Below are 16,080 nucleotides of genomic sequence, written 5' to 3'. Positions count from 1 at the left end.
AGCATAGTTATTACTTTTTTTCGCATAACTATATTTTTTGCTCACTTGCATGACGGGATAAATATCAATATATTGACCAGATGGTCAGGTTTTGCAAATAATTTTTATCCCGGAGGCTCAAGATGATCAGCTTTATGCTGAATGATGAACTCGTCCATATTAGCAAGATTGATAATAATTGCACCGTATTGGAGTGGTTAAGAGAAAATCAATCGCTGTGTGGCACCAAAGAAGGATGTGGCTCCGGAGATTGTGGCGCCTGCACTGTGGTATTAGCCGAGCTAAACGACAGCCAAAATGGCCTTGAATATCGCGCCATCAATAGTTGCATTACATTCTTATCAGCTCTGGATGGCAAACAGCTAATTACCGTAGAGCATCTTGCTGATGGCAATGCGCTGCACCCGGTGCAGCAGGCCATGGTGGACAAACACGGCTCGCAATGCGGTTTTTGCACTCCTGGATTTGTGATGCCGATGTTTTCTCTCTATAAAACCCGAGAAAGCCAAGAGCAATCTAGTCCGACCGCTGAGCTTAATCGTCATCAAATCGACAACGCCTTATCTGGTAACCTCTGCCGTTGTACTGGTTATCGTCCCATTATTGATGCTGCACTGGATGCCTGTGAGGCTCCCTCCGCAGATAAATTTAGTGCTAATTCCACTGCAACTATTGAAAACTTAAAAGCCCTGCCGCAAAACTCAGGCACCGATGGCCTGCACCTACCCGATAGCCGAGCAGCCTTGGCCGATTTACTGGTAAAGTATCCGCAAGCCCGATTGGTGGCGGGCAGTACCGATCTGGCACTGGAAGTTACTCAGCAATACAAACAACTGCCACAGCTCATCAGCACCCGATATGTGCCGGAATTAAATCGTATTGAAGAAAAAGAGCAGGAACTTGTGATTGGCGCGGCAGTCACCTACAGCAAATTGCAAGATAAGCTGTTGCACTATTATCCTGAACTAGAAGAATTGTTGGCTCGCTTAGGTTCACTGCCTATTCGCAACCAGGGAACCTTAGGAGGCAATGTCGCCAACGCCTCCCCCATTGGTGATACACCGCCAGTGTTACTGGCTTTAAATGCCCAACTCACACTAGACAATGGTGAGCAGCAACGCACCATTCCAGTGGCTGAATTTTTCCTGGATTATAAGAAAACTACTTTAAAAAAAGGTGAATGGCTCAGCGATATCCGTATTCCGCTACCGCAGGAAAAAGCAACAACAGAGGGCTGTTTACGGGCTTACAAAATTTCTAAGCGCTTTGAAGATGACATTTCAGCGGTGTGCGCCGTGTTTAATATCACGCTTGAACAAGGTGTAGTTAAGTCCTTAGCCACCGGTTTTGGTGGTGTGGCGGCAGTGCCAGCAGTTTGCAGTGCATTGGAGCAAGCGGTTACAGGCAAAGCCTGGAATTTGGATACCATGAAACAAGGCAAAGCCATTCTGGCGGATGCCTTTACCCCCATTGATGATGTCAGAGCATCGGCACAATACCGAAAAACCATGTTAGTTAACTTATGGCAGCGCTTCTGGTTGGAATCCAACAATCAAACTCAAGCGGAACTGAGGGTCATACAACATGCGTAAATTAATCGACAAACCGCAACAGCCTCCCGTATTTCAAAGTAAAACCGTGGGCAGCAATAAGCAGCATGAAAGCGCAGAGCGCCACGTAACAGGTAAAGCCCGATATATTGATGATTTACCTGAGCCCGCGGGTTTACTGCACGCCGCAGTGTCCATGAGCATGGCAGCAAAAGGTAAAATACTGAGTAAAGACACCACAGCAATCCGTAATAGTGAAGGTGTTTGTGATGTGATCACTACGGATGATATACCGGGGCATGTGGATATCGCGCCGGTATTTGATGGCGATCCTATCCTTGCGGATAAACAGGTGTTGTTTCACCGTCAGCCCTGGTGCGCGGTATTAGCCACCTCGGTCAATCTGGCCCGCAAGGCTGCACTCAAAGGCACGCTTGAAGTAGAGTCTGAAACGCCTGAACTGGATATCCATAGCGCTCATTTAAAGCAGAACTTTGTGCGTCCTACCCACGCCATGCAACAAGGTGATTACGAAAGTGCAGCTAATGCCGCAGAACATCTCATCTCCGGTGAAGTCAGCATTGGTGGCCAGGAACACATGTATCTGGAGGGGCAGATAGCGCTGGCGATACCAGAAGAAGAAGATCGCATTACCATTTACACCTCCTCGCAACATCCCAGCGAAGTGCAAAAACTGGTTGCTGAGGTATTAGATATCAAACTGCACAAGGTAACGGTTGATATGCGCCGTATGGGCGGCGGTTTTGGCGGTAAAGAAACCCAAGCCGCACAATGGGCCTGTATTGCCGCAGTATTAGCCATGCGCAATCAGCGCCCGGTGAAGCTGCGTGTACCCCGAATGCAAGACATGATGCTTACCGGCAAACGCCATCCCTTTGACAACAGTTTTACTGTCGCTACCGACGACAATGGCCTGATCAAAGCCACACAAGCGAGAATCAATGGACTGTGCGGCCACTCGGCGGATTTATCAGAAGCCATCGTGGATAGAGCCATGTTCCACTGTGACAATGCCTATTATCTGGCAGATGCCGATATTGTGGGTTATCGCTGTCGCACGGATACCGTGTCCCATACCGCATTTCGTGGGTTTGGTGGTCCGCAAGGTATGGTATTGGCCGAGGCCATGATAGAAGCCATCGCTCGTAAAACTGGCGAAGACCCGCTCACCATACGCCAGCGTAACTTGTACGGTGGTGAAGGCAGAAACACCACGCAATATGGCATGACCATAGAGCACTTCAACCTACCGGACCTTATCGAAAAGCTGGTACAATCTTCTGATTATTGGCAACGCCGTGAAGACATAAAACAGTTCAACCAAAACAATCTCGTACTGAAAAAAGGTCTGTCGCTAACCCCGGTGAAGTTTGGTATTTCCTTTACTGCCAAACACCTAAACCAAGCCGGTGCGCTGGTGCATGTATACACCGATGGCAGCGTGCAGGTTAATCACGGTGGCACGGAGATGGGGCAAGGCCTGCATACCAAAATACAGCAAATTGCCGCCAATGAATTTGGTCTTGATACGGATTTTATTGAGGTCACCGCCACGCGTACTGACAAGGTACCCAATACCTCACCCACGGCCGCCTCCAGTGGCACAGATATCAATGGTAAAGCGGTGCAAAACGCCTGTCTTGTTATCAAACAGCGCCTGGCGGAGTTTTGGGCAGAGCAACAAAGTGGTGCCAGTGAAGAGGTACAATTCAGAGATGGCGTAGTAAGTTTGGGTGAGGCGAAGATACCCTTCCCTGATCTGGTGCAGCTGGCTTACATGAATAGAGTATCGCTATCCTCCACCGGGTTTTATAAAACCCCGAAAATTCATTACGACCGAAACACTGGCAAAGGCCGTCCCTTCTTTTATTTTGCCAATGGTGCCTCGGTATCGGAAGTCACGGTTGATACCCTGACCGGCGAATACAAAGTGGACCGGGTAGACATTCTGCATGATGTGGGCGCCAGCTTGAATCCGGCTATCGACATTGGCCAGATTGAAGGTGGATTTATCCAAGGCATGGGCTGGCTTACTACAGAAGAGCTGCTATGGGATGAGCAAGGGCGATTGTTAAGCAACAACGCCGCTACCTACAAAATTCCGGCTATCGGCGATACTCCGGCGATATTCAATGTGGATTTATACCCGCATCCAAATGAAGAAGACAGCATCTATCACTCTAAAGCCGTGGGCGAACCGCCCTTAATGTTGGCCATGAGTGTCTGGTGCGCCCTGAAAGATGCGGTATCCAGTCTTACCGACTATAAAGTGGATCCAAAACTGGACCCGCCAGCCACGGCAGAAAAAGTGTTAAAAGCCATTCAGCAATTGCCCGAAGAAGCATTCACATGTGAGGTGTTGGGGCGATGAAAATCACTAACTGGATGCAGGCCATTGGCCATTGTCAGCAAAAACAAAGCCCTTTTGTACTAGCAACCGTGATAGAGCACAAAGGCTCTGTGCCCCGTGATAGCGGCGCGAAAATGCTCATCACTTCTGAGCAAACATTCGACACTATTGGCGGTGGCCATTTAGAACATTTGGTTACGCGTACCTCGCGAGAAATGCTTTTAGAAAGAGATACCGCAATTCGCACCGAGGAATACCCTCTGGCGGCGAAACTGGGCCAATGCTGTGGTGGTTTTGCCAAAGTATTGCTGGAAAGCTATCAATTGAACACTCAAAATCTGGCGATTTTTGGTGCCGGACACGTGGCCAATGAACTGGTGCCAATCCTGCAACGACTGCCGTTGAATCTGCACTGGATTGATGAGCGTGGCGAACTATTTCCAACAGGATTACAGGAAAACGTACGCACGATTACCACAGATTGTCCGGTGAGTGAGCTTAAAGCCTTACCCGCTAATACCTTGGTACTCATTATGACTCACAATCATCAATTGGACTTTGATTTGGTGAAATGTGCCATAGTCAGAGATGATATTGATTTTGTGGGTGTTATCGGCTCTGAAACCAAAGCGAAGCGCTTTCGCTACAAATTACAGCAGCGAGAACTGAGTGACGTGCAAATCGCCAAAATGGTCAGCCCGGTAGGCGAAAGAGCCGTACCAGGGAAAACGCCAATTGAAGTAGCGATTTCTATGGCCGCACAAATCACTCAGTTGCTGCATAAGCAAAAGAACGAGTTACCTGTCAACGAGCAGGTTCAACGAACAACCATGAACACTGAGCCGGTATGACACTAGAAGAACTGAACCAACTGGAAGAAACCGCCTGCATTAAATGGTTTGAACAAACTTGCGCGGTACAAATCTGGTGTCAGAAAATGACCTCTGCGCGACCGTTTCAGAGTGCATCACAAATTAGTACCTACGCAGAGCTGTTCTGGCAACAATGCCGGGACAAAGATTATCTACAAGCGTTTGAAGCTCATCCCATGATCGGTAACGTAGATACACTAAGGGAAAAGTTTGCCGATACCAAAAACACGGCGGCGAGCGAACAAGCAGGCGCGCAGGCGGCAGACGAACAAACTCTGCAACTCTTGCACCAGCTGAATCACGAATACCTGAATAAACACGGTTTTATTTTTATTGTTTTTGCCACGGGTAAATCGGCAGCGCAAATGCTGGAAATTCTGCAACAACGCCTGCCCAACGACACCGAAACCGAAATTAAGCTAGCTGCAGCAGAGCAACTGAAAATCACTTTACTGCGCATCAACAAACAATTGCAAACGGAAGGTACACTATGACCAGCCTCTCCAAGATCAGCCTATCCAGCCATGTTCTGGATACCACATTAGGCAAGCCTGCTGCTGATATGGTTTTAATCTTAACCACACCAGACGGTGAGCAACATCAAGGCAAAACCGATGCCGATGGGCGTTGCCGCGATTGGGGAGTATCCGGGTATTCAGCTGGCGTCTATAGCTTGCGCTTTATGTGTAAGGACTATCTGAATAGTTATACCCAAGACAGCCTATACCCTTTTGTAGACATTCATTTTGAAATGACCGAAGACGGTGGTCACTACCACATCCCACTTTTAATTTCTCCTTTCGGTTTTAGCAGCTACCGCGGTAGCTAAATCACTCAGAGTAACTGGATATTATGACCATCAAACTAATTACCGGCCATGTCGTACACTTCCCCAACAGTACAGCAAATCCGCAGCAGGACACTGTGGAATTCAAGCAAGGTGCACTTGCAATAGAAGATGAGAAAATTGTAGCGGTTGATAGCGCTGACAAGCTAAAACAACGCTATCCAGAAGCCAATATCGTGGACTATGGCAACAAACTGATTGTACCGGGTTTTATCGACACCCATCTTCACTTTCCGCAAACAGAAATGATTGCCAGTTTTGGGGAGCAGTTGATCGACTGGCTCAATAAATACACCTTCCCCACGGAGCGACAATTTGAAGATCCGGCTTACAGCCGCAAGATCGCCGATTTCTTTTTACAACAGTTGTGGATGAACGGAACAACAACCGCTGCAGTTTGGGCAACAGTGCATAAAAACTCAGCCGAGCAGCTGTTTAGCGTAGCCTATGAGCGCAATATGCAACTATTAACCGGCAAGGTCTGCATGGACCGCCATTGTCCTGATTATTTGCAAGATACCCCTGAGTCTGCGCAAAAAGAGTCGGCCGAATTAATAGCACAATGGCACAATAAAGGCCGTTTGAAATACGCCATTACGCCAAGATTTGCCCCCACCAGTACGGAAAAGCAAATGGCCATGCTAGGCGAGTTGATGAGCAGTTACAACGATGTCTATCTGCAAACACATTTAAGTGAAAACCAACAAGAAATTGCCTGGGTTAAAGAGCTCTATCCCGATTGTAAAAATTATCTGGATGTTTACGATAAATACCAGATGGTGACTGAGCGCAGCTTGTTTGGCCATTGTATCCATATGGAAGATGACGAATGGCGGGTTATTTCGGAAAAAGGCGGTATTGTAGCCTTTTGCCCTCGCTCCAACCTCTTCCTTGGAAGCGGACTTTATAACCTCGATAAAGCCAACGCCTTTAACATTAAAACCACCCTGGCCACTGATGTGGGTGGTGGCGACAGTTTCAGTATGTTGCGCACTCTAGGTGAAGCTTATAAGGTGTTTCAATTGCAAAACATCACGATGGATCCGTTAGCCGGCTTATACATGATGACGCGCGGAGCTGCTGATGCACTGCAATTGCCTGACATCGGGGATTTTAATCCCGGTACTTATGCGGATTTTACCGTATTAGATCCGCATTTTAATGCGTTATCATCTTTACGCCTGAAAGATGCCGATAAGGCTGAAGATATCTTGTTTGCCTTGAGTATGTTGGCAGATGAACGCACCACCGCAGCCACTTGGATTGCGGGCAAGCCCGTTTGGGAATATCAACAATAATAATAATTGGGGGGGAGTTATATGTATGGGGACTGCTATGTGGGCTGATTGGGTAGCGTTATTTATTCGCTGGTTTCACGTTATTGCCGGGATAGCCTGGATTGGCGCCTCCTTTTATTTTATCTGGCTGGATAACAATCTGCGTCAGCCCCCTCAATGGAAAAAAGATAAGGGTATTAAAGGCGACTTATGGGCGGTTCACGGTGGTGGATTTTACGAAGTAGCCAAATACGAATACGGTCCGGAACAAATCCCCAAAACACTGCACTGGTTTAAGTGGGAAGCTTATGCCACCTGGTTGAGCGGCATGTTACTGCTGGGTTGGGTGTATTATATGGGTGCAGAAGCCTATTTGATAGATCCTGCCGTGATGTCCATGCCTGCTTCACAAGCCGTTATGATGGGTCTGGGCTTTATCTTCGTTGGCCTGTTTATTTACGAACTCGCCTGCCGCAGCCCACTGGCAAAATCTGCCACCCTGTTCGCCATTTTCCTGGTGTTGTTCCTGAGTTTATCGTCGTGGCTTGCTACGCAATGGTTTAGTGGTCGCGGCGCCTATATCCACGTGGGCGCGTTAATCGGCACCATTATGGCAGGCAATGTGTTTTTCAATATCATCCCATCTCAGAAAAAACTGGTGCAAGCCGTCACCGACAAACAAGCCATCAACCCAGAATGGGGGGCCGGTGCCAAGCTGCGCTCGGTGCACAACAACTATCTGACTCTGCCCATCATTTTTTTGATGATCTCCAACCACTACCCTATGACCTACCAACACCCTCAAAGCTGGTTAGTGTTGGTGGCGATTGCCATCGTTTCCGCCTGGATTCGACACTTTTTCAACTTGCGTCACATCGGTATTTTCAGGCCTTCAGTGCTGGTTACAGGAGCTTTGGGAATGTTGTTGATCGCTATCTGGGTATCTCAACCCCAAACGAAACCTCAGGTAACACAGCCCGTGGAAGTATCCATTCCTGAAAATGAAACCGTCATGGCCTTGATGCAACAACACTGCGCCAATTGCCATGCTGACGCGCCCACAGATGATATTTTTGTGGTGGCACCACTGGGGATAAAACTGGATAGCTGGCCGCAAATAGTGCAATGGGCCCCGCGCATCCATCAGCGCGTAGTTGTAACCAAAGATATGCCATTTTTAAATAAAACCGGCATGACAGACCAAGAACGGGAAATCATCGCTCAATGGTATGAGCATGAAGTCAAACTGAACAAATAGAGACATATTGTAAAGGCGCTGTACATTGCGGCGCTGATCCATACACTTATCCAGCGCGTAAACTCGGTAGCAATTAAAGGATGAGGTGTATGAGTTCAAAAGCAATTTCCAGCTTTCTAATTACAGGGCTGTTAACCATGTGTTGCGCCTTCAGTACCGAAGCACAATCATGGCAAGGCAGAGATAAACCTGCCAATATCGTATCCCAACCTGTCGCCTATCAAGCACTATCTTCATCTATAGATACCATTGGTACTGCCGAAGCGCAGCGCTCTGTCAGTATTTTCGCGGCGGCCTCAGATATCGTTACAGCAGTTTTATTTAAACCCGGTGATTACGTTGAAGCCCAGCAGGTATTGTTAACGTTAGACAACCGAAGACAAGTTATCGCGGTGGAGCGCGCCAAAATAGAATTGGCCGACAGAGAGCGAACCCTTGCTCGTCTTAGAGAAAGCAAAGGCCGTGGCGCGGCCACTCAAAGTGATGTGGACGATGCGTTAACCCAAAGAGATCTAGCCAAAGTACAACTGCAATCAGCAGAGGCCGACCTGGCTGACAGAATTGTAAAAGCGCCTTTCTCTGGCCATGTCGGATTAACTGACATCGAGCCTGGTGATCGCATTAATACCACTACCCTGATCACTACCATTGATGACAGAAAAAATCTGTTTGTTAATTTCTCGGCTCCAGAAGCCGCGCTTGCCATACTTAAAACACAAGCCCAGGTAATTCTCAGCCCGTGGAACAATCGCAATACAGAAATCACTGCTGACATTGCGGAAGTGGATTCTCGCATCAATGTCACCGATCGTACCCTGCGAGTCAGAGCACTATTAAACAACGAATCTGATGTATATCGCCCGGGCCTTAGCTTTAAAGTCACCTTGCAGCTGGCTGGCGAACGCTATCCTGTTATTCCGGAAGCAGCACTGTCATGGGGAGCCACAGGTGCGTATGTTTGGATAGTACGAGAAGGTAAAGCCAGTCGTGAACGGGTAAATATCATTCAGCGTTTGCGCGGCAATATTTTAGTGGAAGGCGCCATTCAAAACGGTGAAGAATTGGTGGTTGAAGGGATTCAACAGTTGCGGGAAGGACAAGCAGTACAGGCGTTTGCTACGCGCGACGCCAGACGGGCAGCAGAAGCCAGGAGCAAAGGCTAATGTCAGAGCTGCACGATAAAAACAAAGAAGACTTACCGTCACTCTCCATTCGCCGCCCGGTATTAATTGTTGTCTTAAATCTGCTGATAATTATTGCCGGACTCTCTGCCATTTTAGGTTTGGAAGTACGTGAATTACCGGATGTTGATCGTCCTGTTGTTAGTATCAGAGCGTCTTACCCCGGTGGTGCGCCGGAAACTGTCGACAGTGAAGTAACCAGCCGCTTAGAAGGGGCTGCAGCGCGAGTGAGTGGCGTTAAGAGTATTCGCGCCCAAAGTGAAGAAGGCTTTTCCAGAATTGTTATCGAATTTCGTCCCGGTATTAATATCGAAGATGCTGCCAATGAAACACGTGAGGCCATCAGTCGAGTACAACGCGAATTACCAGACGAAGTAGAACGCCTGGCCATTGTCAAAGCCGATAACGACGCAGGTGCAGTGGTGAGTTTAACGCTGGCCAGCGACAGTATCGAAATGGAAGCCTTAACCGAAATGGTGGAAACCGACATAGCGCCGCTTTTTCTTGCCATTCCAGGTGTGGCTGATGTGCGCATTAATGGCGAACGGCAAAAAGTATTAAGAGTGACTGTCGACCCTATCCGGCTGGCTAGTTTCGGACTATCATTTACTGACGTAGCCTCAGCGCTGCGCACCGCACCCTTTGACGTGCCTGCTGGCAGCTTGCGCTCCACCGATCAACAAGTGATTGTCCGAGCCGATGCCACGTCCATCACGCCTTCTGAAGTAGAAAACATTTTGATATCGGGTAATACCCGAATAGGTGACATTGCAACTGTATTTTTTGGTCCGGCAGACGCTAGCAGTTTTGTAAGATTGAATGGCAAACCCGTTATAGGATTGGAGATCTTACGCCAGGCTGGAGCCAACACCATTGAGATCTCGGATCTAACCCAAAGTATGGTGCAGGAATTGCGGGACCGATTTCCTGCTTTAGAGATCCACATTACCGATGATGATGCCCAGTTTATTCGCGGCTCCATCAGCGAAGTCTTAACCTCACTATCCTTTACTATAGCTCTGGTGATCTTTACGCTCTGGTTGTTTTTGGGATCCTTCAGAGCCACTATAATCCCCGCCATTTCCATTCCGGTTTCCTTAGTTGGCTCCCTGGCGGTGATGTGGATGTTGGGCTTTTCTATCAACATTCTCACCTTACTAGCTTTGGTATTGGCCACTGGCTTGATAGTGGATGACGCCATCGTAGTTTCGGAAAACATTCAACGCCGCAAAGCAATGGGATTGGCCAGTAAAGCCGCCGCTGTTATCGGTAGTCGCGAGGTGTTTTTTGCCGTAGTTGCCACAACAGCCGTATTAGTTGCCGTGTTTATTCCCATTGCCTTTCTCCCTTCCACCGCAGGACGTTTGTTCCGGGAATTTGGCGGCGTATTGTCCACTTCGGTGATCATATCCTCTTTTGTAGCACTGACATTGGTACCCGCTTTCAAAGCGAAAATCCCAACAAAAGATGGCAATTCCCGCTTTGCAGGATTCGGCAATGCCTGCCTCAATGGCTACAAAACGGCGCTTTCCTGGTGTTTGTCTCGTGGCTTTGTGATCTTGTTATTGAGTGTCTTAGCGGCCGCTGGTGCCGCTGGTTTATACACGACAGTCAAAAAGGAGTTATTGCCGCCTGAAGACCGGGGTAATGTGCGCATATTCGCACGAGGACCTGACGGTGTTGGTATCTCGTTTATGGACCGACAAGCACAAAAAATGGAAGACATCCTGTTGCCATATATGGAAGATGGCAATATCGACACCATCAAAACGGTGGTTGGTCAGTGGGACCCAAATATTGTCTACATGACGGTGAATCTAAAAGACTGGTCACAAAGGGATAAATCGCAACAAGACATCATTTCTGAAATTCGTCCTCAGTTAAGCGCCATTCCCGGAGCCCCTGGACGCGCCTTTGGTCCAAACTCGCTGAATCTTAGAGGTCGAGGGGGCGGACTTGAATTCGCCGTGACTGGCAACGATTACGATGCCATCTACGATGTCGCTCAGGACTTTAGTAAGGCCCTTGAAGCCCGCTTTCCTGAAATGGGCCGGGCGGAAATCTCCTATCAACCGACACAGCCGCAAATGCGTGTGCATATTGACCGCAGACGGGCTGAAGAGCTGGGTGTGCCGTTCAGTGATATTACCAATACCTTACGCTCTGCCATTGGCGGATATGACTTAGGGGATTTAAACGTGGGCGATCAGGCTATTCCCATCATGTTGCAATCCACTTATAAAGACATTGCCGACCCTGCAGATTTAACCAATCTCTACGTCGGCTCCAGCAACGGTGCACTCGTACCGTTGTCGAGTATCGCCTACATAACTGAAGAGGGCGTCGCTGCAGAGCTGGAGCGGCATGCTCAACGAAGAGCGATCGAGGTGGATGTAGATTTACCCGACAGCATCACCATGGAAGTGGCCGTGAATGGCTTGCGGGAATTGTCGCAAGAAATATTGCCAGATGGTTTTGGTTTGGTGTTTTTGGGCGAAGCCCGCACATTCAGAGAAACCGATCGACAAGTCAATGTGACCTACCTTGTAGCATTTGTCATTGTACTTCTGGTACTGGCGGCGCAGTTTGAAAGCTTTAACAGCGCTTTTGTGGTGATGATCACTGTACCTTTTGGTATCGCCGCAGCTATTTATGCTGTCTTCCTGACCGGAACTTCAATTAACGTATATTCGCAAATCGGTTTGGTAATGCTGATAGGGCTACTGGCCAAAAACTCGATTTTATTGGTGGAATTTGCCGACCAACTGCGAGACCAGGGACATTCCGTGAAAGACGCGATTCTCAGAGCAGGTGAAGTACGTTTGAGACCGATCATGATGACGTTGATGTCCACCATATTGGGTGGTATCCCGCTTATCATCTCCACGGGTGCCGGTGCAGAAGCCAGAAACGCCATCGGTTGGGTAGTATTCGGAGGGCTTGGTCTGGCGGTTGTATTTACCCTATTTTTAACACCGGTGTTGTATTATTGGCTGGCCCGTTTTGTTAAGCCCCGCAAAGACAACGCAAACCAATTACAACAGGAATTGGATTCCGCCGAGAGCGAACTCAAAACAAATCCGTAGGAAAATAAAAAGCCCGGTAAATGGATGACGCTTTGCATGCTTTTTGGTAGCCTTTAACTTTAAAATTGACCACAACAATAGGGAAATTGTCATGCTAAAAAGCTACTGGAAAGCGCTCTTGCTTGTTATTACCTTAATTTTTTCTTGCCTTAGCTTTGCGGGCGTTAGTGAATGGGTAGACTTCGAATTAAAAAATGGTCACATCAAAATTCCTGTAAAGCTTTCGGGCATTGATACTTATGCCTTACTTGATACAGGTGCACAGGGAAATTCCATTAACCCTAATTTTGTAAGAAAACACGGCTTACAGTTCACTAAAGGTCAGCGATTTCGTGTCACCGGCGTTTTTGGTGAAGAAATGCGCAGAGCTTACAACAATGTCCCTACGACTATTTTTGGTGCCGATTTAGAACTTGATGATCTGATCCCGGTTAATCTGGGCGGAACGGAAACAGGATTACTTATCGGTTCCGGATTTTTCTCGCGATTTATTGTGCAATTTGATTATCCGAATCAACGTATGCGTATCGTAACTCGTGACGTATTGCGCTTGGGCGACATTGAAAATATTAAAGTTGAAAGTCAACGAGGTAGCGGTGAACCACTGGTACGAGTGAGTTTTGGCGAAGACAGCGATCCCTTCTGGGTGCTATTAGATACAGGCAGTAATGGCGGCTTATTGATTGAGCGCAGTCTTGCCAGAAAACATAATTTACTTGAAAAAATCACCTCTAGCTCAATGAGCAGTGGAGTAAACAGTACTGCGATAACTGAAAACCTAAGAGTTGAGGAACTTATCTTTGGTCCATTTACTTTGGAAAATGTGCTGGTAAGTGTGCCTGCCGAAGGAGAGAGTGCGAATCTGGTAGACCAAAACAGGTTGACGGGTTCTCGGATAAAATCTCGTAAACAAGAAGGCATTCTGGGTTATGATGTCCTGAAACACTTCGTGCTCACTCTAGATTATAGAGCAGGACATGCTCACATCAGTTTGCCGGAATAACCACGGGCAATGTCGATGTTAGTGTTGGCCAGATAAATTCAAAAACATGAATAAACGCCTTTTTATCCTTCTTGTTTTAATTGCACTGTTTTACACTTTAAGCAGTCCACTGGCCCCCTATCCTTTTAGTCCATTTATAAAAGTGTTTCCCATTCTTTTATTGTTGCTTTGGGCATTGAAACAGCTTTCAGGCTCTGTTCGCCTGCTAACGCTTACCGCTTTGATTTTTAGTGGCTGTGGTGATGTGCTGCTAGCCATTCCTTTTGAACAAAGCTTTATTGCCGGTTTAAGTGCCTTTTTGGTGGCTCACCTGTTTTACATTGTCATCTTTGCCCGTTATGTGAACGAGCAACAACTAAGCAATGCCAGGTATCATCACCTGGCAGCATTATCAATGCTGGTTTACTCCTGGATAGTGGCACAACTTGTGATGCCAGAAGAGACCGTTTTAAAGTTTGCGGTAATCGCCTACATAGGTGTTATTAGCTTTATGTGTATCGCCGCTATTTTTTCAGCGCGTAATGCCCCCTGGTGGCATCTGGCGGGTGCCCTGATTTTCGCTCTGTCAGATACCTTGATTGCCTGGAATGCGTTTCGAGAATCTATCCCGTTAGCATCCATCTGGATTATGGCCAGTTACTACCTGGCCCAATACCTGATCATTAAAGGTATTATCCAGCTTACGGCAAACGCTCACCGCGAGACGTAACATAAAGCTGATACCACTGCTCTCTGGTGAGAGACACTTCCGTTGCTCTGCCGCAGGCTTTTATCCTATCCCCGTTAGTAGTGCCAATAATGGGCTGAATCTTCGCTGGATGGCGCATTAGCCAGGCAAGCACAATGGCCTCACGCGGAACGTTGTATTGTTCAGCTAATGCCGCCACCAGGCTCGCAGTAGCTATCACGTTGTCAGGTTGTCCATCAAGATTGCGTCCAGAAAACAACCCTTGTGCCAGACAGCCCCAAGCCTGAATTTGCACATTGTTGCTACGGCAATACTCAATAATACCGGGGGAAAAGTGATTTTGGGTGCCAGATGACATACCAGCTGTAACACTCTCGTTTAACCAGTCCAGGTTTCTCAGACTCATTTCCAGCTGATTGGCTACCAAGGGGTGCCCAAGACCAGACTGAAGATAGGCAATTTGATGAACGTGCATATTGGACACACCAAAGTGCTTAACTTTCCCTTGTTTCGCAAGCTGTGCAAAAACTTCAGCCACCTCATCAAGATCCATAAGAGGATCTGGTCGGTGCAATAACAGAATATCCAACTGCTCGATATTCAAGCGGGATAAAATGCCTTCCACTGATTGGCTAATCCAGGTCTTTGAAAAATCGTAACGTCCGGGGCCCATATCATCGTCAAACTTGATGCCGCATTTACTCTGAATAATCAATTGCTCACGCAATTCCGGGCGTTGTTTTATGACTTCTCCAAAAACCGATTCTGCTTTGCCTAAGGTATATATATCAGCGTGATCAATAAAATTAATGCCAGCTTCAAGTGCCGCATCCAATGCCCCATGCATCTCGCTGACATGCTCTGCACCGTATGGCTCATCGTTCCAATCGCCACCAAAGCCCATGCAACCCAATCCGATTGAACTCACAGATGGAAAGGTATTGCTCAAAGGTAGTTTGCTCATTATTAAATTCCTAATGTATAAAGTGTAAAGCAACAAAGGTTACTGACCTTCGCGGTACTCTAATACTGACTTGATTGAGGAAGCAAGCAACCTCATGATGATTTGTGCCTTGAATACGTATGGAGTACGTATGGAGTACGTATGGAGTACGCTTTGCTATCTGGATTAATAGTGTATTTACCAGTTTAAGTTAAACGCGTAAACGTATTGTGCAACATGAGACGGGGCCATCAATAAGGTATTGGAGGTAATTGCTTTTACAACATTAGCATTGCCATACATTTGTCTCATATCGGCGTATTTGGGTAAAAGGAACGACAATGGAATATAAGCTATGGTCAGGACGAAGTAGCCCTGCCATAAAGCTTGAGAAAAATAGCGCTCATCAAAAGCCAGACCAAACAAACCAATCAGGCCGAATAAAGCCAACAAGACATCAAAGACATCCTGTATCTTGTAACCGGTTTTGTGTTGTTGCCAGGTAGCATTAGAAACGTCAAACAGCCGTCCAATAATAGAAACCACCACAAGTAAAGACGTATACCAAAAGACGATTGTCCAACTCATTTTTGATTCTTCTTAAGCCATTCGTTTAGTAACTTTATTTGGCCGCACTTATAAGCCGCATAGGTTATTCTAAGAGAGTTACTGAGTATCTCGCTGTCGGTCCAGCCGGTTTTTTCACTTAACTCGGCATAACAATCTACCGCCTCAGGGTTAACGTAACCGCGGATCAGTTTTTTGCCTTCAGCTTTTTGCTTTTCCCTGAATCGTTTTTGTTTGTCTGCGTTAGCTTTCAGACGATTCTTAACATTGCTCATAGATCTGAAAAGTTAATACTTTCACACAACTATACCCTTTCCATCGGCGAATTAAAGTTTCATCGAAAAATTGCTTATTTTATCAACGTTAATAAAAGCTTAGCGTGTTCTTTGTAAGATTTTTGAGGTAAATAAAACAAATCAGACTTGTTTAGCGCACAA

General features: G+C 47.1%; 14 protein-coding genes. 11 read left to right on the top strand and 3 right to left on the bottom strand.

Features of this window, described 5'->3' with window-relative positions; all coding sequences use genetic code 11:
• The first annotated feature begins 122 nt into the window (after window positions 1–122).
• The 11 genes from xdhA to AABA75_RS09870 all read left to right on the top strand — a co-directional run bounded on the left by xdhA (window position 123) and on the right by AABA75_RS09870 (window position 14,154).
• Entirely contained in the window at window positions 123–1,592 is a 1,470-nt protein-coding gene (gene xdhA / locus AABA75_RS09920; RefSeq protein ID WP_338292449.1) for a xanthine dehydrogenase small subunit, read from the top strand.
• The gene (gene xdhB, locus AABA75_RS09915) at window positions 1,585–3,942 is read left to right on the top strand and encodes a xanthine dehydrogenase molybdopterin binding subunit (RefSeq protein ID WP_338292448.1); all 2,358 of its coding nucleotides are present in this window, start codon (window positions 1,585–1,587) and stop codon (window positions 3,940–3,942) included. Before xdhA ends, xdhB begins: the two co-directional genes overlap by 8 nt.
• Entirely contained in the window at window positions 3,939–4,772 is an 834-nt protein-coding gene (gene xdhC, locus AABA75_RS09910; RefSeq protein WP_338292447.1) for a xanthine dehydrogenase accessory protein XdhC, read from the top strand. The genes xdhB and xdhC overlap by 4 nt, the downstream gene beginning before the upstream one ends.
• Window positions 4,769–5,287 carry a 2-oxo-4-hydroxy-4-carboxy-5-ureidoimidazoline decarboxylase gene (gene uraD / locus AABA75_RS09905; RefSeq protein ID WP_338292446.1) on the top strand — a complete coding sequence of 173 codons (519 nt, stop codon included), beginning with the start codon at window positions 4,769–4,771 and terminating at the stop codon, window positions 5,285–5,287. Before xdhC ends, uraD begins: the two co-directional genes overlap by 4 nt.
• The gene (gene uraH, locus AABA75_RS09900; protein ID WP_338292445.1) at window positions 5,284–5,622 is read left to right on the top strand and encodes a hydroxyisourate hydrolase; all 339 of its coding nucleotides are present in this window, start codon (window positions 5,284–5,286) and stop codon (window positions 5,620–5,622) included. Before uraD ends, uraH begins: the two co-directional genes overlap by 4 nt.
• Before the next feature lie 23 nt (window positions 5,623–5,645).
• Window positions 5,646–6,938, top strand: coding sequence for a guanine deaminase (guaD, locus tag AABA75_RS09895; RefSeq protein WP_338292444.1), 1,293 nt, complete (start codon window positions 5,646–5,648; stop codon window positions 6,936–6,938).
• Window positions 6,939–6,963: 25 nt separating this feature from the next.
• Window positions 6,964–8,175: a urate hydroxylase PuuD gene (locus tag AABA75_RS09890; RefSeq protein ID WP_338292443.1), complete on the top strand. Its 1,212-nt coding sequence runs from the start codon at window positions 6,964–6,966 to the stop codon at window positions 8,173–8,175.
• Between the two features lie 89 nt (window positions 8,176–8,264).
• A complete protein-coding gene (locus AABA75_RS09885) occupies window positions 8,265–9,338 on the top strand; it encodes an efflux RND transporter periplasmic adaptor subunit (protein ID WP_338292442.1) in 1,074 nt (357 codons plus the stop codon).
• Window positions 9,338–12,442 carry an efflux RND transporter permease subunit gene (locus AABA75_RS09880; RefSeq protein ID WP_338292441.1) on the top strand — a complete coding sequence of 1,035 codons (3,105 nt, stop codon included), beginning with the start codon at window positions 9,338–9,340 and terminating at the stop codon, window positions 12,440–12,442. The genes AABA75_RS09885 and AABA75_RS09880 overlap by 1 nt, the downstream gene beginning before the upstream one ends.
• 91 nt (window positions 12,443–12,533) lie before the next feature.
• Window positions 12,534–13,445 carry a pepsin/retropepsin-like aspartic protease family protein gene (locus tag AABA75_RS09875; RefSeq protein WP_338292440.1) on the top strand — a complete coding sequence of 304 codons (912 nt, stop codon included), beginning with the start codon at window positions 12,534–12,536 and terminating at the stop codon, window positions 13,443–13,445.
• Between the two features lie 46 nt (window positions 13,446–13,491).
• Complete coding sequence (locus AABA75_RS09870; protein ID WP_338292439.1) at window positions 13,492–14,154, top strand: lysoplasmalogenase; 663 nt, start codon at window positions 13,492–13,494, stop codon at window positions 14,152–14,154.
• Here AABA75_RS09870 and AABA75_RS09865 read toward each other — a convergent pair.
• The 3 genes from AABA75_RS09865 to AABA75_RS09855 all read right to left on the bottom strand — a co-directional run bounded on the left by AABA75_RS09865 (window position 14,126) and on the right by AABA75_RS09855 (window position 15,918).
• Complete coding sequence (locus AABA75_RS09865; protein WP_338292438.1) at window positions 14,126–15,097, bottom strand: aldo/keto reductase; 972 nt, start codon at window positions 15,095–15,097, stop codon at window positions 14,126–14,128. The two genes, AABA75_RS09870 and AABA75_RS09865, sit on opposite strands and share 29 nt — an antisense overlap.
• 177 nt (window positions 15,098–15,274) lie before the next feature.
• Window positions 15,275–15,664, bottom strand: coding sequence for a hypothetical protein (locus tag AABA75_RS09860; protein ID WP_338292437.1), 390 nt, complete (start codon window positions 15,662–15,664; stop codon window positions 15,275–15,277).
• Window positions 15,661–15,918, bottom strand: coding sequence for a hypothetical protein (locus tag AABA75_RS09855; RefSeq protein WP_338292436.1), 258 nt, complete (start codon window positions 15,916–15,918; stop codon window positions 15,661–15,663). The genes AABA75_RS09860 and AABA75_RS09855 overlap by 4 nt, the downstream gene beginning before the upstream one ends.
• Window positions 15,919–16,080 lie beyond the last annotated feature (162 nt).

It is taken from the genome of Planctobacterium marinum, from assembly GCF_036322805.1.
Classification (GTDB): domain Bacteria; phylum Pseudomonadota; class Gammaproteobacteria; order Enterobacterales; family Alteromonadaceae; genus Planctobacterium; species Planctobacterium marinum_A.
Note: the sequence above shows the minus strand (reverse complement) of the source record. Positions and strands in the feature narration are given on the sequence as shown.

Coding starts and splice junctions, on each gene's coding strand:
- xdhA (WP_338292449.1), top strand. CDS start 123: ATGATCAGCTTTATGCTGAATGATGAACTCGTCCATATTAGCAAGATT.
- xdhB (WP_338292448.1), top strand. CDS start 1,585: ATGCGTAAATTAATCGACAAACCGCAACAGCCTCCCGTATTTCAAAGT.
- xdhC (WP_338292447.1), top strand. CDS start 3,939: ATGAAAATCACTAACTGGATGCAGGCCATTGGCCATTGTCAGCAAAAA.
- uraD (WP_338292446.1), top strand. CDS start 4,769: ATGACACTAGAAGAACTGAACCAACTGGAAGAAACCGCCTGCATTAAA.
- uraH (WP_338292445.1), top strand. CDS start 5,284: ATGACCAGCCTCTCCAAGATCAGCCTATCCAGCCATGTTCTGGATACC.
- guaD (WP_338292444.1), top strand. CDS start 5,646: ATGACCATCAAACTAATTACCGGCCATGTCGTACACTTCCCCAACAGT.
- AABA75_RS09890 (WP_338292443.1), top strand. CDS start 6,964: ATGGGGACTGCTATGTGGGCTGATTGGGTAGCGTTATTTATTCGCTGG.
- AABA75_RS09885 (WP_338292442.1), top strand. CDS start 8,265: ATGAGTTCAAAAGCAATTTCCAGCTTTCTAATTACAGGGCTGTTAACC.
- AABA75_RS09880 (WP_338292441.1), top strand. CDS start 9,338: ATGTCAGAGCTGCACGATAAAAACAAAGAAGACTTACCGTCACTCTCC.
- AABA75_RS09875 (WP_338292440.1), top strand. CDS start 12,534: ATGCTAAAAAGCTACTGGAAAGCGCTCTTGCTTGTTATTACCTTAATT.
- AABA75_RS09870 (WP_338292439.1), top strand. CDS start 13,492: ATGAATAAACGCCTTTTTATCCTTCTTGTTTTAATTGCACTGTTTTAC.
- AABA75_RS09865 (WP_338292438.1), bottom strand. CDS start 15,097: ATGAGCAAACTACCTTTGAGCAATACCTTTCCATCTGTGAGTTCAATC.
- AABA75_RS09860 (WP_338292437.1), bottom strand. CDS start 15,664: ATGAGTTGGACAATCGTCTTTTGGTATACGTCTTTACTTGTGGTGGTT.
- AABA75_RS09855 (WP_338292436.1), bottom strand. CDS start 15,918: ATGAGCAATGTTAAGAATCGTCTGAAAGCTAACGCAGACAAACAAAAA.